At 40.6% G+C, this 18,292-nt stretch carries 18 protein-coding genes; 14 read left to right on the forward strand and 4 right to left on the reverse strand.

The window, feature by feature from the left end:
• Nucleotides 1-9 precede the first annotated feature (9 nt).
• Nucleotides 10-1,074, reverse strand: a complete 1,065-nt coding sequence (gene pspF / locus P4S65_RS09610) for a phage shock protein operon transcriptional activator (protein ID WP_007376833.1) — start codon at nucleotides 1,072-1,074, stop codon at nucleotides 10-12.
• A 186-nt stretch (nucleotides 1,075-1,260) separates the two neighbouring features.
• On the opposite strand from pspF, the gene pspA reads away from it, so the two are divergent.
• From pspA to P4S65_RS09660, 10 genes are all read left to right on the forward strand, one after another.
• Entirely contained in the window at nucleotides 1,261-1,920 is a 660-nt protein-coding gene (gene pspA / locus P4S65_RS09615; RefSeq protein WP_007376832.1) for a phage shock protein PspA, read from the forward strand.
• 67 nt (nucleotides 1,921-1,987) lie between these two features.
• A complete protein-coding gene (gene pspB / locus P4S65_RS09620) occupies nucleotides 1,988-2,221 on the forward strand; it encodes an envelope stress response membrane protein PspB (RefSeq protein WP_306724066.1) in 234 nt (77 codons plus the stop codon).
• Nucleotides 2,218-2,619, forward strand: a complete 402-nt coding sequence (pspC, locus tag P4S65_RS09625; RefSeq protein WP_008134760.1) for an envelope stress response membrane protein PspC — start codon at nucleotides 2,218-2,220, stop codon at nucleotides 2,617-2,619. The genes pspB and pspC overlap by 4 nt, the downstream gene beginning before the upstream one ends.
• Nucleotides 2,620-2,682: 63 nt before the next feature.
• The gene (locus P4S65_RS09630; RefSeq protein WP_337120066.1) at nucleotides 2,683-4,101 is read left to right on the forward strand and encodes a YcjX family protein; all 1,419 of its coding nucleotides are present in this window, start codon (nucleotides 2,683-2,685) and stop codon (nucleotides 4,099-4,101) included.
• Nucleotides 4,098-5,123, forward strand: a complete 1,026-nt coding sequence (locus P4S65_RS09635) for a TIGR01620 family protein (RefSeq protein WP_337120067.1) — start codon at nucleotides 4,098-4,100, stop codon at nucleotides 5,121-5,123. Before P4S65_RS09630 ends, P4S65_RS09635 begins: the two co-directional genes overlap by 4 nt.
• A gap of 150 nt (nucleotides 5,124-5,273) precedes the next feature.
• A complete protein-coding gene (gene megL, locus P4S65_RS09640) occupies nucleotides 5,274-6,455 on the forward strand; it encodes a methionine gamma-lyase (RefSeq protein WP_337120068.1) in 1,182 nt (393 codons plus the stop codon).
• A 237-nt stretch (nucleotides 6,456-6,692) separates the two neighbouring features.
• Nucleotides 6,693-7,490, forward strand: coding sequence for a phenylalanine 4-monooxygenase (gene phhA / locus P4S65_RS09645; protein ID WP_002958327.1), 798 nt, complete (start codon nucleotides 6,693-6,695; stop codon nucleotides 7,488-7,490).
• Nucleotides 7,491-7,527: 37 nt separating this feature from the next.
• The gene (locus tag P4S65_RS09650; RefSeq protein WP_002958326.1) at nucleotides 7,528-7,872 is read left to right on the forward strand and encodes a 4a-hydroxytetrahydrobiopterin dehydratase; all 345 of its coding nucleotides are present in this window, start codon (nucleotides 7,528-7,530) and stop codon (nucleotides 7,870-7,872) included.
• A 918-nt stretch (nucleotides 7,873-8,790) separates the two neighbouring features.
• The gene (locus tag P4S65_RS09655; RefSeq protein WP_007376823.1) at nucleotides 8,791-9,243 is read left to right on the forward strand and encodes a DUF6795 domain-containing protein; all 453 of its coding nucleotides are present in this window, start codon (nucleotides 8,791-8,793) and stop codon (nucleotides 9,241-9,243) included.
• 20 nt (nucleotides 9,244-9,263) lie between these two features.
• The gene (locus P4S65_RS09660) at nucleotides 9,264-10,421 is read left to right on the forward strand and encodes a lipase family protein (protein ID WP_337120069.1); all 1,158 of its coding nucleotides are present in this window, start codon (nucleotides 9,264-9,266) and stop codon (nucleotides 10,419-10,421) included.
• A gap of 121 nt (nucleotides 10,422-10,542) precedes the next feature.
• On the opposite strand, the gene dapD is transcribed toward P4S65_RS09660, so the two are convergent.
• The 3 genes from dapD to map all read right to left on the reverse strand — a co-directional run bounded on the left by dapD (nucleotide 10,543) and on the right by map (nucleotide 14,850).
• Nucleotides 10,543-11,370 carry a 2,3,4,5-tetrahydropyridine-2,6-dicarboxylate N-succinyltransferase gene (gene dapD, locus P4S65_RS09665; RefSeq protein ID WP_337120070.1) on the reverse strand — a complete coding sequence of 276 codons (828 nt, stop codon included), beginning with the start codon at nucleotides 11,368-11,370 and terminating at the stop codon, nucleotides 10,543-10,545.
• Between the two features lie 9 nt (nucleotides 11,371-11,379).
• Nucleotides 11,380-13,998, reverse strand: coding sequence for a [protein-PII] uridylyltransferase (gene glnD / locus P4S65_RS09670; protein ID WP_007376821.1), 2,619 nt, complete (start codon nucleotides 13,996-13,998; stop codon nucleotides 11,380-11,382).
• Between the two features lie 66 nt (nucleotides 13,999-14,064).
• Nucleotides 14,065-14,850, reverse strand: a complete 786-nt coding sequence (gene map, locus P4S65_RS09675; protein WP_007376820.1) for a type I methionyl aminopeptidase — start codon at nucleotides 14,848-14,850, stop codon at nucleotides 14,065-14,067.
• A gap of 271 nt (nucleotides 14,851-15,121) precedes the next feature.
• On the opposite strand from map, the gene rpsB reads away from it, so the two are divergent.
• The 4 genes from rpsB (at nucleotide 15,122) to frr (ending at nucleotide 18,285) form a co-directional block, all read left to right on the forward strand.
• Nucleotides 15,122-15,850 (forward strand): 30S ribosomal protein S2, encoded by a 729-nt coding sequence (gene rpsB, locus P4S65_RS09680; RefSeq protein ID WP_007376819.1) that lies wholly within the window; start codon nucleotides 15,122-15,124, stop codon nucleotides 15,848-15,850.
• A gap of 104 nt (nucleotides 15,851-15,954) precedes the next feature.
• Nucleotides 15,955-16,806, forward strand: a complete 852-nt coding sequence (gene tsf, locus P4S65_RS09685; RefSeq protein WP_008133872.1) for a translation elongation factor Ts — start codon at nucleotides 15,955-15,957, stop codon at nucleotides 16,804-16,806.
• Nucleotides 16,807-16,964: 158 nt separating this feature from the next.
• The gene (pyrH, locus tag P4S65_RS09690) at nucleotides 16,965-17,714 is read left to right on the forward strand and encodes a UMP kinase (RefSeq protein WP_008133874.1); all 750 of its coding nucleotides are present in this window, start codon (nucleotides 16,965-16,967) and stop codon (nucleotides 17,712-17,714) included.
• A gap of 49 nt (nucleotides 17,715-17,763) precedes the next feature.
• On the forward strand, nucleotides 17,764-18,285 hold the full coding sequence (gene frr, locus P4S65_RS09695) for a ribosome recycling factor (protein WP_370587472.1): 522 nt from the start codon (nucleotides 17,764-17,766) through the stop codon (nucleotides 18,283-18,285).
• Nucleotides 18,286-18,292: the final 7 nt, after the last annotated feature.

Raw genomic sequence — 18,292 nt, forward strand, 5'->3', positions numbered from 1 at the left:
AACCTCTAACTATTGTTGATCCAACAAATTGTATTTTTTAAGATAACCACGTAATTGATGATACGTTAAACCAAGTACTTCTGCAGTTTTCTTTTGATTAAATTGGCTATGTTCGAGTGCTTTATTAATCATGTTTATTTCAAAGTCGTTTGAACGCTCTTTTAAACTACACGGAAATTGAATATCAACGGCTATATTACTGCTTGCTTGAGCAATCGGCGGCGCAACAACAATAGGCTCGACATTAACAGTTTGGGCCGCTATAGGTGCTTTAATACGCGCTTTTGGTCTAAATGGGCTATCGAATGGGTCTAAAATAATCTGGTGAACGGGGATATGTTCACTGCCATGGCGATACAAACTACGTTCAACCACATTTTTAAGTTCACGAATATTGCCGGGCCAATCATAACTAAGCAGTGTTTCTGTTGCGCTTCGGGTAAAACCGCTAAACAGTTCCCACTCTAAATCGCGCGCCATATTCATCGCAAACTGCTCAGCAAGAAGCATAATATCGTCTTGGCGTTCGCGCAGTGGTGGCAGGGTAATTACATCAAAGGCAAGGCGATCGAGTAAATCACTTCTAAATTCACCTTGCTCGGCCAAATAAGGAAGATCTTCGTTTGTCGCACACACTAAGCGGGTATCTACTTTTACAGTTTGCTTGCCGCCAACACGTTCAAACTCACCGTATTCTATAACGCGCAGCAGTTTTTCTTGTACCATAGCTGAGGTATTAGCTAATTCATCTAAAAACAGTGTGCCGCTGTTAGCGCGTTCAAAACGACCTTCGTGGCGTTTGCTTGCCCCCGTAAAAGCACCGCTTTCGTGGCCAAATAATTCACTTTCGAGTAGGTTCTCGTTAAGCGCTGCACAGTTAAGCTTTACGTAGTTTTGATCCCAGCGTTTTGATAAAAAGTGTAAGCGTGCTGCTATTAGCTCTTTACCTGTGCCGCGTTCACCAATAATAAGTACCGGTTTATCTAAATTAGCCAGTTGCGATACCTGATCTAATACAGACAGAAAGCTATCTGATTGGCCGAGTAAATTATCCTGTTGGCGATATTGGCTCATATTTCCTAACTCTTAGTCATTTTTACTAACAGTTAGTGTATTTCATAATTAGGGATAACTAAAGAAATTTGTATATTTAGTTTAACGTAATGAAAATAAAGTGTATTTTAACTTTTAAAAAGTTGGCAAGCATATTGATACTAGTTATAGCAGACTAACTAAGTTTTAATTACAGAGGTAAATGTTATGGGAATTTTTTCACGTTTTGCAGATATTGTTAATTCTAATATCAACGCCATTTTAGATAAAGCAGAAGACCCAGAAAAAATGGTTCGTCTGATTATTCAAGAAATGGAAGATACGCTTGTTGAAGTACGTTCTACATCAGCTAAAACATTGGCTGAGAAAAAAGAAATTGTACGCCGCTTAGATACACTTAAAGCGCAGGTAAGTGATTGGCAAGATAAAGCCGAACTGGCTTTAAGTAAAGACCGCGACGATTTAGCGCGTTCAGCCTTACTTGAAAAGCAAAAGTCGGCAGATGCAGTTGCTTCAGTAGCGAGTGAGCTTGAACATGTAGAGTCTCATATTGAGAAATTACAGCAAGAAGTAACGACGCTACAAGAAAAGCTAGCAGATGCTAAATCTCGTCAAAAAGCGATTATACTTCGCCAACGTTCGGCTGAGTCGCGCCTTGAAGTGAAAAAGACACTTGATAGCTCAAAAGTAGAAGAAGCACTTAACCGCTTTGAACGTTACGAAACCAAAATTGATGGACTAGAATCTCAAATTGAGTCGTACGATTTAGGTAAAAAGACGTTAGCGGATGAAATTGCTAATCTACAAAAAAATGAAAAGATAGATGATGAGCTAGCCGAACTTAAAAAGAAGTTAGCTGATAAATAATTTATAAAGGGGCACTTAAAGTGCCCCACTGCTTAAAAACATCAAAACGGATTGTCAGGAGAGGATTATGTTTGATCCAGAGATATTAGTTGCACCATTTATTTTGTTTATGATTTTTGTTGCTCCACTGTGGCTAATTTTACACTACCGCAGCAAAAAACAAGTAAACCAAGGTTTAAGTGAACACGAACATCGCCAATTACTTGAGCTTGCACACAAAGCTGAAAAAATGGCTGATCGATTAGAAACACTTGAAGCATTGCTTGATCAAGAGTCACCACAATGGAGACGCAAAGTATGAGTGCCAAACGCGAATTATTAAGAGACCCTCAACGCGGTAAAGTAGCCGGTGTATGTGCGGGATTAAGTGACTACTTTAATATGGAGTTATGGTTAGTTCGCATTATATTTGTTAGTGCGGTACTGCTAACGGGTGGCCCATTATTTGTGGTAGCGTATATTGCAGCCTGGTTCATTTTAGATAAAAAAGAGCCCGCAGCGGCGCAAACAAAAAGCTCAACTAAAACTGACGATCCGCTAGAAGTAAAATTTAAAGTATGGCAAAAAGGCGAGCCACCGCGCCGCGCATTGCAAGATTTAAAAGAGCGTTTAACGCGTGTAGATACTCGCCTTCAAGATATGGAGCGCCATGTAACTTCAAGCGAGTTTACGGTGAGCCGTGAAATTAACAAACTTTAAAGGATTTAATAGCACCTTATTTGCAGCGTGATAAATTACGGCAAATTAGGTGCAAGACACTTTATGAGCCAATCATTTGCAAAAAAGACCTTTAAAAGTATTAAAGGCAAAGCACAAAAAGCCCTTCATCGCAGTTTAGATCAGCACGTAAAGCTGGCCGTAACGGGCCTAAGTGGTAGTGGTAAAACAGCCTTTATTACCGCGCTTGTTAAACACTTAACAACCCAAACTGACGATAAAAACTTACCTTTTTTTGATGTAATGCGCGAGCACCGCCATGTGGCCACTAAAGTTGTGCCGCAAGAGGCGTTAAAAGTCCCTACGTTTAATTATACGCGCGCACTAAATTCATTATTACCCAGCGATGGGATGCCTACATGGCCTGCATCAACTGAGCGGATTAATACGCTGCGCTTGGCAATAAAGTATCTAAGTAATGCAGGGCTGCGCGGCCACTTTTCGCCGCAATCAACGCTTTATTTAGATATTATTGACTACCCGGGTGAATGGCTCCTTGATTTACCTATGCTTGAGCAAAGCTATTCTCAATGGTGCGACCAGCAATACCCGTTATTAACTCAGCCTTCGCGCGTAAACACATCAAGTGATTTTTTAGCGGCCGTAGAGCAACTTGACTTAAACGCTCCCGTTGATGAAAACGCACTTGCTCATATTGCTCAGCTTTATCAAAGCATGTTAGTCGGGCTTAAAAAAGACACCAAACTTGCCATGTTGCAACCTGGGCGCATGCTTATGCCTGGCGACTTACAAGGTGCGCCATTGTTATTGTTTTTTCCGGTATCGGGTAAAGTAAATAGTGACGATGTCGTTGCGGGTTCTAATTTAGCGCATTTAACTAAGCGTTTTAACGCCTATATAAAAGAAGTTGTAAAACCATTTTATAATGAGCATTTTAGGCACTTCGATCGCCAAATTGTACTTGTGGATGTACTTAGTGCGTTAAACGAAGGCCATGAAACACTCCAAGAGCAAAGCAGTGTAATAAACCAATTACTCGCACACTTTAACTATGGCGAGTCGGGCTTTTTTAAACGTTTATTTAAGCCCAACATAGACAAAATATTATTTGCAGCTAATAAATCAGATCATATAAGTGCTAAGCACCATAAAGATTTAGCACTGCTACTTGATTCGCTCGTGCATGAGCAAAGTAATCATTTAAAGTTTGATGGTGTAAAAATAGAAACCATGGCTATGTCGTCAATTACAGCAACGCAGCCGCGCCAAGTTACCGACAAAGGTCAAACGCTTGATTGTATTTACGGTAAACCGTTAAACGAGCCTGATTGGCTTACGTATTTACCGCCGCAACCTCCCTCGCGGATGCTTAATAAAAATGAGTGGCCAGCACAGGGATTTGAGTTTTTATCGTTCTCCCCAATGCCGAGCCCCGATAAACAACTAAAACATATTCGATTAGATCATGTCATGCAGTACCTGCTAGGAGACAAATTAACATGAGTGAGTCAAACCAACCATTTCAAGCAGGGCGTCGTATAGATACGCAAAGCATTGAGCAAAACGAACCCGTTTTAGCACCTGCAAAAATTATTCACCACGGACAAAGTGATTACGAAGAACTTGAAGATGAAGCACTAGAGCCAGAAATAGATCTGGAACCTGTTTATAAAAAGTCAAAGTGGCAAACGCTTAAAGGTGTTTTTGCTCTTAGTTTTATAGTACTGGTGCTTTTAGAATTTGCGTACTCGTTATTATTTGCTTTCGAGCAGTCAATTATTTTAGGCAGTGTTTATTTAACCGCAGTTGTAAGTGGCGTGCTGCTAATTGGGCGCTTATTGTGGCGAGAGTACCGAATGCTGCGCAGTTTAAAGCGTAACCAACTGCACCGAGTTGAAGCCGACAGGCTTTTAAACAGCGAGCAAGTAGGCGGTGCATTACCTTGGCTCGAAAAGCTCAATAAACATCAGGAGCTTGATAACTTTGAAACCTTTAAAAACCAAGTAGCGACGCATCACAGCGACAAAGAAATAATGACGCTGTACGCCAACAGTTTATTAATAACCCAAGACACCAAAGCTAAAAAGCTTATAAATCGTTTTGCGACTGAATCAGCTCTACTAGTTGCCCTAAGCCCTCTTGCGCTGGTGGATATGATGGCTGTGCTTTGGCGCGGTACTAAGTTAATAGAACAAATTGGTAAAATTTACGGCATTGGTTTTGGCTACGCGAGCCGTATAAAACTGTACCGTATGCTGATAAAACAAGTAATGTTTGTAGGCAGTGCAGAGCTTGTATCTGACCTTGCTGCAACTGCACTAAGTGCTGAGCTTTTAGGTAAGCTTTCGGGACGAGCTGCGCAAGGGGTTAGTGCCGGTATTTTTACAGCGCGTATTGGTTACAAAGCAATGGAGCTTAGTCGCCCATTACCAAGGCTTGAAAACAAGCGCAGCTTACTAAAAGGCACTGTGCAAAGCATCGCAGGTAAAATTATGAGCCGTAAAAAGGCGGAACCAACACACTAGATTAGCAGTGGCAATATTTGTGTACAAACGTGCGCTGCATGGTTTTTACACAAATAGCCATCTGAGCATCCGGCATGCTTGCTGTTTGTAAGCGCATACGTTTTGATTGTTGAATCGCAAAAACATAATAATCAAAAAAATGAGCCTACAATGAGCAAGCATCATATAAACACCCAGTGTATTCACGGACCACAAAAAGCAAACGACCCGCACGGCGCACTCACTTCTCCTTTGTATCAAACCTCTACCTTTCATTTTGAAAGTGCCGCACAAGGTGCTGCGCGTTTTGCAGGCGACGAACCTGGCTATATTTATACGCGCTTAGGAAACCCTACAACCACAGAGCTTGAACAAAAAGTTGCTCAACTAGAGAGCTGTGAAGCAGCTGCTGCAACCGCAACAGGTATGGGGGCCGTATCTGCCTCAGTACTGAGCTTTTTATCGCAAGGAGATCACCTTGTTGCCTCAAGTGCTTTGTATGGTTGTACCTTTGCGTTTTTCTCGCACATGTTGCCGCGCTGGGGAATCGAAGTCACCTTTGTTGATATGACCAATGAGGACGAACTACGCGCTGCCATCAAACCTAATTCAAAAATGATATTTGTAGAAACGCCAATCAACCCCACTATGGCGGTTATTGATTTGGCACTCATTGGCGCAGTTGCTAAAGAGCACAGTTTAATTAGTGTAGTCGACAACACCTTTTTAACGCCGCTACTGCAATCACCCAAAAAATACGGTATCGACATTATAATGCACAGTGCGACCAAGTACTTAAACGGCCACGGAGACGTAGTCGCGGGTATTGTATGTGGATCGCTTGAGCACATAACACACATTAAAATGACCGTACTAAAAGATATTGGTGCAACCATAAGCCCGCACGATGCATGGCTAATTAATCGAGGCCTAAAAACACTCGCTATTAGAATAGAGCGCCATTGTCAAAGTGCACAAACAATAGCCGAATATCTAGAAGCGCACCCACAAGTAAGCACCGTATATTACCCGGGGCTTAAATTGCACCCAGGTTATAGGTTTATTGGTAACCAAATGAAAGCCGCTGGTGGTGTTATTGCGTTTGAGATAAAAGGCACGCTACATGATGGCGCACAATTTATTGATAGTATGAAACTTTGTACACTTGCAGTAAGCCTCGGCGACGCTGAAACACTGATTCAGCATCCTGCATCTATGACTCACTCGCCTTATACGCCAGAGGAGCGAGCTGCCGCTGGAATAAGTGATGGGCTGATCAGACTCTCGGTTGGGCTTGAAGATGTTAACGACATTATTAGTGATTTAGACCAAGCTTTTACTAAAATTGGTTAGGTGTATTTAATTGTATACACTTAAAAATAAGCTGCAGGCCTTTATTTAAAGGTCTGTATTTTTAATGTGCCACGAGTGTAATTTTAACTTTACGATCTAAGTGATCGCGCTAAATACTGATGTTAGCCTATCTATTAAACTTTTCTTCACTTTTGCATAGTATGGGGTCATTCGATATTCAACAGGTTTGAGTATCACACTGACACCGATTTAGGGCTCACACCCAAGAAGGTACTTATGGCTAAAGCAAGTAAATACACATCCAAAACACCAGACGAAAATGGTGTTATACACTGGAGTGATGAAGAAAATAAAATTTGGTCTGAGCTTGTAGCGCGCCAACTTGCATGCATTGAAGGCAAAGCCTGCAACGAGTACATGCAAGGGTTAAAAAAGATTAACCTGCCGCACGACCGTATTCCGCAGTTAAGCGAGCTAAACGAAGTGTTACTAGCCACTACCGGTTGGCAAGTTGCACCAGTACCTGCGCTTATCGACTTTGACGAGTTTTTCAGATTACTGGCAAACAAGCAGTTTCCGGTAGCTACATTTATTCGTAGCCGCGAAGAATTTGATTACCTACAAGAGCCTGATATTTTTCATGAAATATTTGGCCATTGCGCCATGCTAACTAATCCTGACTTTGCCGAGTTTACGCATAAGTACGGGCAATTAGGTTACGCAGCGCAGAAAAAGGACCGTGTATACCTTGCGCGTATATACTGGTTTACGGTTGAATTTGGTTTAATGCAAACCGAAGACGGTCTGCGTATTTACGGCGGCGGTATTTTATCAAGCCCAGGGGAGACTCAGTACGTATACTCAAATACGCCAGAAATTAGCCCAATGAATGTGCTTGATGTACTGCGTACGCCGTACCGTATTGATATTATGCAACCACAGTACTACACCATAAATTCGATTCATGATCTGTTTGATATATCGCAAATGGATATTATGACTTTGGTTGAGCGAGCTAAAGAGCTTGGTTTGCACGACCCAAAATTTCCACCAAAAGAAAAATTAGCCAGTTAAATATTAATGCTAAAAAAGCTAAAAGTAAGGATTTAGAATGTCTTCATTAAGTGCACAAAAATGCGAAGCCTGTCATGTAGATGCGCCAAAAGTATCTGACGAAGAGTTAGCGCAATTAATTACTAAAATCCCAGACTGGGTACCAGAAGTACGCGACGGCATTATGCAGCTTGAACGTGTTTATAAATTTAAAAACTTCAAACAGGCTATCGCGTTTACTAACAAAGTAGGCGACATGGCAGAAGACGAAGGCCATCACCCAGGTTTATTAACCGAGTGGGGCAAAGTAACCGTTACATGGTGGAGCCATTCAATTAAAGGCCTACATAAAAACGACTTTATTTGCGCAGCTAAAACAGACGACGTATTTAACGCGCTGTAGTTAAAAATTAATTGAGCAAACCAAAAGGGCACTTATTTTTATAAGTGCTTTTTTGGTTAGGAATGATGTTGGTTACTCTACTTGATGAATATTTATAAAAAAGCTAATATAAACCCAATATCGGTAAATATCAGGGAAGTGATTTATTGTTTATTTCTACAAATTCAATAAACATATTCAAAGTCAGAGTTTTCAGTTTTTACGTAAGATCTTAATAATGCCTTTTATTTATACTTCCCTCATATTTTCATTAAACTAAACAGAGCGACAAGCCATGTTTGGTCTATTTAAATCATATACTGTAAAAATGTCGCCGGAGGTATCAGGTCGAATAACTGAAAGAGGCAAGCCATTATCAGGTGTGCAGGTAGAAAGAAGTATGGCATATGATGGATAAAAAGATGGTAAAGAGCAATTAGAACATACCATTACAAATGGAAAAGGTGAGTTTTCTTTTACAAAAGTGATAATGAAATATCGAAAACCAGATAATATCTTTGATAAAGCATGTCTGTAATACAGACTAACTATGTTTTTAGCGCGGCTATAATTTATGTCAAGTATAGTGTGCAAATAAAATATGGAAACTAATCAAACCCTTAAATGAGCTGTTTTTAGGTTTAAATACAGACCGAAATACACTATGAAATTGGTACTAGAGAGTTTGGTGGTATGCGATCTCAAGTAGTTATGTTACTTCCAAAGTAGCCTAATGAAATCTTATCATATCAACCTTTATGTATCTTCATATGCGGATATTGGTTAATTTTTAATATCAATGACTATTAATGTAAGGAAACACTATGCTTGCAATTTTATCTAGGCTTGTATTTAGTTTAGCACAAGTCTCATATCCAATTAAAAGTAGTTTATCAAAAAGGGCTCGATTAGCAGTGAATAAAACTGATGGGGCAGCCTATGTTTGGTTTATTTAAAAAATACGATGTTCACCTATGCCCAGAAGTAAAAGGGAAAGTGTTAGACAATGGGGAACCAGTCTCTAATTTAACGGTTCATCGTTGGTTATGTTATACAGATGAAGTCGAGCGTGAAGATTCAGCTATTACGAATATTAAAGGTGAGTTTTATTTACCAGAATGTAAAATTCGTTCAAAATTACCTGGCCGAGCTTTTGTTGAAAGTATAACTAATCAATTAATTTATATAGAACACAAAGATGAAAAAATCCCATTATGGCAAGCTGTATTGGAAGGGAGACAGCCTTTAGAAGCTTTCAATTACAAATTGAAAGCACTAAATTGTGATTTGAGTAACCCGATTGTAACCTTCGAGTTTAAAAGTGATTTTTCTCAACGGACATATAGTGCTAGAGGTATATGTCGCTGGGAAAATGATTTTCAGATTTATTAATTATCAAGGATGAATGAAAAATGCATGAAAAACTATCACCACAAGTAGCAGCTGAACTGGCTGCTTTACCATATAAGTTTATTAGAAAAGCACCTATATCTTTCGATATTATTTCCAGGAATATTTCGAATCTATTCGAAGTAAGTCTTTCTGATGGTGCAATTAAAGGTACCTCGGGAGGTTTACCTTTTCAGTTATTTAACAAAACATATGGGTTTGCTATTACTGCGAAAGGAAAAAATGATAATAACAAAGACCATCATGTTATAGCTATTCGCGGAACTAAAGTTATGGTGCCTGACTGGATGAGTAACTTAAATATAGGCTTTACTACGGGTCCAAATAATAAAGACGTTCATGCTGGTTTTATGAAAGCTTTTAATAGTTTAATCCCCTCTTTTGAACAATATATCAGTAAGCATAATCCTAAGCATGTTTATTGTGTTGGTCACAGTCTAGGTGGAGCACTTGCTACATTAACAGCTTCGTGGTTGCAATCTAAATATGGGATCTCAACTAGCATTTATACTTTTGGTGCACCTAGAGTTGGTGACCAATCATTTGCCACACAAATTAAGGCATTTATTCCTACGTATAGAGTTACACATGGAATGGATCCTGTGCCGTGGATCCCATTATGGCCATTTATGCATGCAGATGATGAGTATTTACTTGCGAGTAATAAGGGGGCTAGATTTAGTTTAGGTGCTCACTCCATGGTTGAGCCAACACCTGGCTATGTCAATACTGCAGGTTCATATGAAAGTTATGATGATATTGCTAATAAGATATCTTGTCTAAGTGCCCGACAGCGTATTAAATTGGACTATAAAAACCGTAATCAAGCTAGATTTTCTGCTGAATGGGCACAGAAAATCTCAAACGCATTGATGAGCTTGCTAGTAGATGCAGGTTATTCAGTATCAGCGTTATTAAATGTTGCAGGGTCATGTACTATGACACTTTACGATGTTTTGGCTAGAACAATCCATAAAATTGTGGAAATTTCTAAGAGTAAAAAAGAAGATGTTAAAGGTCTACTAGGACACATGTTGGTATTTGCTGGACAATATCATGATGTAGGCTCCTTAACTGTTGCACTTATACGTTCGGTATTTGAGATAATGACTCGTGCTTTGTACAAAATGGCAGGGCATGCATTACAAAAGTCGATTTAAATTATTTATAGAAAAGCTCTAAACATTAGATTTAGAGCTTTCTATATACAATTAAAGTTTAGCTAAAACACTTCACTTCAAAGTATCGTTGGGTTTCGTTTCACTCAACCCAACCTACGTGTTACTCATCAATTGAGCGTAGTAGGGCGTTGATGCCTACTTTTTCACGTGTTTGCTTATCTACTTTCTTCACGATAATTGCAGCGTAAAGGCTGTGAGTGCCATCTTTTGACGGTAGTGCGCCTGGAACAACTACTGCCCCTGCTGGTACGCGGCCATAGTGAATTTCGCCAGTTTCGCGGTCATAAATACGAGTGCTTTGGCTGATGTAAACACCCATTGAAATTACTGCGCCTTCTTCAACAATTACGCCTTCCACAATTTCAGAACGTGCGCCAATAAAACAGTTGTCTTCAATGATGGTTGGGTTAGCTTGTAGAGGCTCTAAAACGCCGCCTATGCCAACGCCACCTGATAAATGTACGTTCTTACCAATTTGTGCACATGAGCCTACAGTCGCCCATGTATCAACCATGGTGCCGTCGTCAACGTATGCGCCAATGTTTACGTACGATGGCATAAGTACGACGTTTTTACCTACAAAGCTGCCTTTACGTGCTACAGCGTTTGGTACTACGCGCATACCGCCTTGCTGAAATTGCTCTGGCGTGTAGTCGCTAAATTTAAGTGGTACTTTGTCGTAAAACTGGTTTACGCCGTCGTTCATTGGTTGGTTGTCGCGAATACGAAACGACAGTAAAACCGCTTTTTTAAGCCACTGGTGTACAACCCATTCACCTGATATTTTTTCGGCAACGCGTGCTGCGCCGCTATCAAGTAAATCAAGTGCGTCGATAATAGCTTGTTTTATGTCGCTTGATACTGTGCTTGGGCTAATGCTATCGCGGTTGTCCCATGCGTTTTCGATCATCGTTTTTAAATCTGACATGTGTGTCCTCTATTCAGTTTCGGCGTTGAATTTTTTACGTAATGCCTGATGAATTTTTGCTTGCTCTTCATCAGTCAGCGCTTGGTATTCGTTATTAGATACAACAAAGAAATCCTCTGCACGTTCACCTACCGTGGTAATACGGGCAGCGTGAATGTGTAGTAAATGCGCTTGGAAAACTTCGGCTATTTTGGTTAGTAAACCTTGTATATCGACGGCTTGAATTTCTATTAAGCTACGGTCTTTGCGTGCATGTGGGCGCAACACAATTTTAGGTTTAATATTAAAATCTTTAAAGCGTTGAGAGCGGCTCTTTTTAAAGCGAATTTTTTTACGTGGATCGCTAAGTGCTTGCTCAAGCCCGCGTTTAATTGATTGCGCTCGACCGCTCGCTATTGGGTCGCCACTTACTTCAAGTATGACAAAGCTAAACAGGACGTAACCGTCTTTGGTGGTCAGTACTTGCGCGTGCTGTATTTGTGCTTTTTTAGAGCCAATGACACTCACTAATCTCGCAAATAGTGCACCAGAGTAAGGGCTGTATACAAATACTTGTGTACCACCATGCATGGCTTTGTTAGATACAATTACACTAGGTTGGCTTAAATCGGTGCTACTTAATAAATGCTCACTTTGCCACGATATTTGCTGTTCGCTAAAGGCGGTAAAGTAATTGGCTTTAAAGCGACTCCAAATTAAATCAATTTTTTCCTCTTGATAGCCCAAGTTAAGTAGACGTTGTTTAGCTTGGTGCTTTTTATCGCGAATTTGGTCGCGTTGATCCATTGGGTTTTCGAGCCCTAAGCGCAACGCGCGTTGCGTGTGCAAGTACAATTCACGCAGTAGGGTGTTTTTCCAATCGTTCCATAAGTTGTCGTTGGTTGCACGTATGTCGGCAACGGTTAAACAATATAAATAGTCGAGTTGGCGCTCTGTTTTAATACGTGTTGCAAAGTCTTTTATTACAGCAGGGTCGTTAATGTCTTTACGCTGCGCGGTAACCGACATAAGTAAATGGTTACTTACAAGCCATGCTACTAATTTTGCATCAGCCGATGAAAAACCATGTAATTTAGCAAAGGCTATAGCATCAACAGCGCCAAGCTCTGAGTGATCGCCCCCTCGGCCTTTAGCGATGTCGTGAAATATACCGGCTAAATAAAGTAGCTCCGGTTTATCCATGCGAGTGACTATTTCACTGCAAATAGGAAACTCGCTAATGCCTGTTTTATCAAAATATTCGTAAATGTTTTTGATTAATTTGTGAGTGTGCTCATCTACGGTATAAGCATGAAACAAATCGAACTGCATTTGCCCAAATATATTACGCCACTGCGGTAAGTAGGCGGCAAGCATGCCATGTTTGTGCATTAACGTAAATGCGCGTCCCATACCGTTAGGGTGTTTGACTAAGCGTAAAAATGCTTCACGACAGGCTGCATAATCTTGTAAATCACCCAATAAACGACGGCGTACTTGTCGAATAGTACGAATAGTACTTGGGTAAATATGGGTGATTTCGGGGTTGTCGGCGATGTGCTCAAACAATACAAAGAGCTGGTCACGTCTAAAAAATACGGATGGATCTTTTACGCGTATTTGATGGCCAACACGTTCAAAATTTCTGTCGAGTACTTCTACAACATTTTCACTGTTTTGCGGTGAAATGCTTTGCTCAAAATACGAAAGCAGCATTTGGTTAAGCTCGCGTACGCGGCTCATTATTCTAAATAAGCGTTTCATCATACGCTCAACCGAGGCTTTACCATCGCTGCCAAAACCTAAAATTTCGGCGGCTTGGGGTTGATGATCAAACAATAAACGGTTTTCTGAACGCCCTGCAGCCAAATGAAGGGCAAAACGAATGTTCCATAGGTTTTCTAGGCACTCTGATAGCTCTTGAAACTCTTCGTGAGTCAGATAACCGTGGCTAATTAGCTCTTGCAGTGTTTCGGCTCTAAAGTGTTTTTTAGCAACCCAAATGATGGTTTGTAAGTCGCGAAGGCCACCGGGGTTTTCTTTAATGTTTGGTTCAAGGTTATACGCAGTGCCGTGGCACTTTCTGTGACGTAAGTTTTGCTCTTGTACTTTGGCAACAAAAAAGTCGCTAGAACCCCAAACAGGGGTTTCTAGTACAAAGGTTTTAAGTTTTTCGAACTCGATATGGTTGCCAAAAATAAGCCGACTTTCGAGCAAGCTGGTGGCAAAGGTGACGTCTTCACGTTTTTGCTCAATAGCTTGCTCAATGGTACGCACGCTATGGCCAATCTCTAAGTTGAGATCCCACAGCATAGTGACAAACTGGCCTATTTTTTCGCATATTTCTTCACTGGGTTGTTCAGTGACTAAAAGTAGAAAATCAATATCGGAATAAGGATGAAGTTCGCCGCGTCCATATCCGCCCACAGCAATTAGCGCTAAATCAGGTTCGTGCGATAACTCATAAACATGAAAGAGCTTAATTAATAGGCGGTCAATAAACTCAGCCCGGGCATTAATTAAATTCCCAACCGGTTGCTTAGAAAATTCGTTATGTAGCCATTTATAAAAATAGCTAGAACAATCGCGATAATCACTAAGTTGCTCAGCATCGCTAAGCAACTTTTTTACTTTGTTGGGTAATGCCACGTGGGCTGGCTCCTTGTTGAACCTTTCACACGGATAAGGTTTGTCTTATCAAGTGTTTCGGTTTTATTAGTGTTCTATTATCCTGTCGATAGTATCATCCGATCGTAGCGTTAAAATTTCAACACCATTTTCGGTCACTAATAAAGTATGTTCCCACTGTGCAGACAAACTACGGTCGCGTGTTACTACTGTCCAATCATCTTTAAGAAGCTTACATTGGCGTTTACCCGCATTAACCATAGGTTCAATAGTTAAACACATACCTGCTTTTAAGGCTTCGCCAGTGCCGGCTTTACCATAATGCATTATTTGTGGTTCTTCATGAAACCCTGCGCCAATACCGTGACCGCAATATTCACGTACGATTGAGTAGTTAAAGCTTTCTGCATATTTTTGAATCGCTGAGCCAATATCGCCTAAGCGCACACCTGGTTTTACCATTTTAATAGCAAGGTATAAGCTTTCTTGTGTTACTTCTGCAAGACGCTTAGCTTGAATGTTTGGTGTACCAACGTGGAACATTTTAGATGTGTCGCCGTGGTAACCGTCTTTAATGACAGTTACGTCAATATTTACGCTGTCGCCTTCTTTTAATGCTTTGTCATTTGGAATTCCGTGACAAATAACGTGATTAACTGACGTACAAACTGATTTTGGAAAGCCATGATAATTTAATGGAGCAGGGATTGCTTGTTGCACATTAACAATATAATCATGACAAAGTGTATTTAGCTCATCGGTGGTAACACCTGGCACTACATGAGGGCCGATCATTTCAAGTACATCGGCCGCTAAGCGCCCAGCTACGCGCATTTTCTCTATTTCTTCAGGGGTCTTGATAATAGCGCTCATTGAGGCTCCAAAGTTGAGTTTTTAACATTTATCGTCGAACAAATTTTGCACGCGACGTTGAGTATTTAATTTTAATATGGTATAAAGCGCGCCGTCTTTTTACAAATAAATTCTTAAATGATTTTTTGTATTTAAGGCAAACACAATTTGATTTTAACACACACACGTATCGTCACATACACTTGGGTGCATTTGAAGTTTAATTACTTCGGTGTTGGTGCTATGGGATATGTGGAGGCCTAACCCTAAACAACTATAGAGGATCTATAAAATGGCAAATGTTTCAATGCGCGATATGCTTCAAGCTGGTGTTCACTTTGGTCACCAAGCACGTTACTGGAACCCTAAGATGAAGCCTTTCATCTTCGGTACACGTAACCGTGTTCATATCATCAACCTTGAGCAAACAGTACCAATGTTCAATAACGCACTTAAGTTTTTAACTGGTGCTGCTTCAAACAAAGGTAAAGTTCTTTTCGTTGGTACTAAGCGCGCAGCAAGCGAAGCAGTTAAAGAAGCAGCTATTGCAAGCGACCAGTATTACGTTAATCACCGTTGGTTAGGTGGTATGTTGACTAACTGGAAAACAGTTCGTCAATCAATCAAGCGTCTTAAAGACCTTGAAGTACAAAGCCAAGACGGTACTTTCGAGAAATTAACTAAGAAAGAAACGTTAATGCTTAACCGCGAAATGGACAAGCTTGAAAAAAGCCTTGGTGGTATCAAAAACATGGGCGGTCTTCCAGACGCGCTTTTCGTTATCGATGCTGACCACGAGCACATTGCTATCCGTGAGGCTAACAACCTAGGTATTCCAGTTGTTGCAATCGTTGATACTAACTCTAATCCAGACGGCGTTGATTTCATCGTTCCTGGTAACGATGATGCTATCCGTGCTGTAAGCCTTTACACTAGCGCTGTTGCAGCTGCTATCACTGAAGGTCGCGAGAATAACATCGTTGCTCAAGCTGAGAAAGACGATTTCGTTGAAGCTGAGTAATTAGCTGTCATCAAGTCTTCATCTTTTTAAGGTGAAGACTTGCTATTCTTGTAGAGCGGGTAACCCGCTTATCTAAACCAGATTTCAGATTTGAGGATTTACTAATGGCTGTAACTACTGCCCTAGTTAAAGAATTACGCGAGCGCACAGGCGCTGGCATGATGGATTGTAAAAAAGCGTTAACTGAGACTGATGGCGACATCGAGTTAGCGATTGAAAATATGCGTAAAAGTGGCGCTGCTAAAGCTGCTAAAAAAGCAGGTAACATTGCTGCTGAAGGTACTATCATCATCAAGCAAAATGCGGGTGTTGCAGTACTAGTAGAAGTTAACTGTCAAACTGACTTCGTTGCAAAAGACGTAAGCTTCTTAGCATTTGCTAACAAAGTTGCTGACGCTGCAATTGCTGACACAATCTCTATCGAAGACTTACAAGCTAAGTTTGAAGAAGACCGTGTTGAGCTAGTTACTAAAATTGGCGAAAACATCAACGTACGTCGTATACAGTACGTAACTGGTGAAAACCTAGTTGAGTACCGTCATGGCGATCGTATCGGCGTTGTTGTTGCTGGTGTTGCTGATGAAGAAACACTTAAGCACGTTGCAATGCACGTTGCTGCATCTAGCCCTGAATACTTAACACCTTCTGATGTGCCTGCTGATGTTGTTGAAAAAGAAAAGCAAGTACAAATCGAAATCGCGATGAATGAAGGCAAGCCTGCTGAAATCGCTGAGAAGATGGTTGTTGGTCGTATGAAGAAATTTACTGGTGAGGTTTCTCTTACTGGTCAAGCTTTCATCATGGAACCTAAAAAATCTGTTGGCGATATTCTTAAAGAGAAAAACGCAACAGTTACTAGCTTCGTACGTGTAGAAGTTGGTGAAGGTATCGAGAAGAAAGAAGAAGATTTTGCTGCTGAAGTTGCTGCTCAAATTGCTGCAGCTAAAGGTCAGTAAGATTAACTATTTGTGATGCAAAAGGAAATTAGATGCAATTAAAGTACTATTTGGTTTTGCTTCACAGCTAGAAATTCTTTAAAATAACCGCGCTTTTATGTTTAACATAAGCGCGGTTATTTTTTATCCATAATTCAATAAAAGTTGGCCCCAATACTATGACTATCAATCGTAAACCTATTTTTAGACGTGTTCTTCTCAAATTAAGTGGTGAAGCTTTAATGGGAGACGAAGGCTTCGGCATCGATCCTAAAGTTTTAGACCGTATGGCACAAGAAATTAAAGAGCTAGTAGAGCTCGACGTAGAAGTGGGTTTAGTTATTGGTGGAGGTAACTTTTTACGCGGTGGATCGCTTGCAGAAGCAGGTATGAATCGCGTTGTTGGTGACCATATGGGTATGCTTGCAACAGTTATGAATGGCCTTGCAATGCGTGACGCGCTGCATCGTGCATTTGTAAATTGTCGTTTAATGTCGGCTATCCCATTAAATGGTGTGTGTGATGCATATAACTGGGCTGAAGCAATTAGCTTATTAAAAACGGGCCGCGTTGTTATTTTTGCAGCGGGTACGGGTAATCCATTCTTCACGACTGATTCTGCAGCGTGTTTACGCGGTATCGAAATTGAAGCGGATACTGTAATTAAAGCAACGAAAGTGGATGGCGTGTACAGTGATGACCCTGTAAAAAACCCAGAAGCGACGCTTTATCGCCACTTAAGCTACAATGAAATCATCGATAAAGAATTAAAAGTTATGGATTTAGCGGCATTTACTCTAGCCCGCGATCACAATATGCCGTTGAGCGTATTTAACATGAATAAATCAGGCGCGCTAAAACGCGTAATTATGGGTGAAGAAGAAGGAACACTTATTTCTTCACAAGCCTCAGATGAAATAATCAAATAATTAGGATTAAACCGTGATTAACGATATTCAAAAAGACGCGCAAGCGCGCATGCAAAAAAGTGTAACTGCACTAGGTAGCCAATTATCTAAAATTCGTACTGGCCGCGCACATCCAGCTATCTTAGATGGCATTATGGTGTCGTACTACGGTGCACCAACGCCTTTAAACCAAGTTGCTAACGTGACAATTGAAGATTCTCGTACACTTGCTATTGGTGTATTTGATAAGTCTTTGGCGCAAGCTGTTGAAAAAGCGATTATGGCGTCTGACTTAGGCTTAAACCCTATGTCAGCAGGTACTGTTATTCGTGTACCACTTCCTCCACTTACAGAAGAGCGTCGTAAAGACTTAATCAAAATTGTACGCGCTGAAGTTGAAGGTGGTCGTGTTGCTATTCGTAATATTCGTCGCGATGCTAATGGCGATGTGAAAGCGTTATTAAAAGATAAAGACATATCAGAAGATGAAGCGCGTCAATCAGATGATGCGATTCAAAAACTTACTGATAAGTTTATTAAAGAAATGGATACGCTATTAGCTGCCAAAGAAACTGAATTGATGGAAATCTAGGCAACTA

Source organism: Pseudoalteromonas sp. B131b, from assembly GCF_037162545.1.
Taxonomy (GTDB): domain Bacteria; phylum Pseudomonadota; class Gammaproteobacteria; order Enterobacterales; family Alteromonadaceae; genus Pseudoalteromonas; species Pseudoalteromonas fuliginea.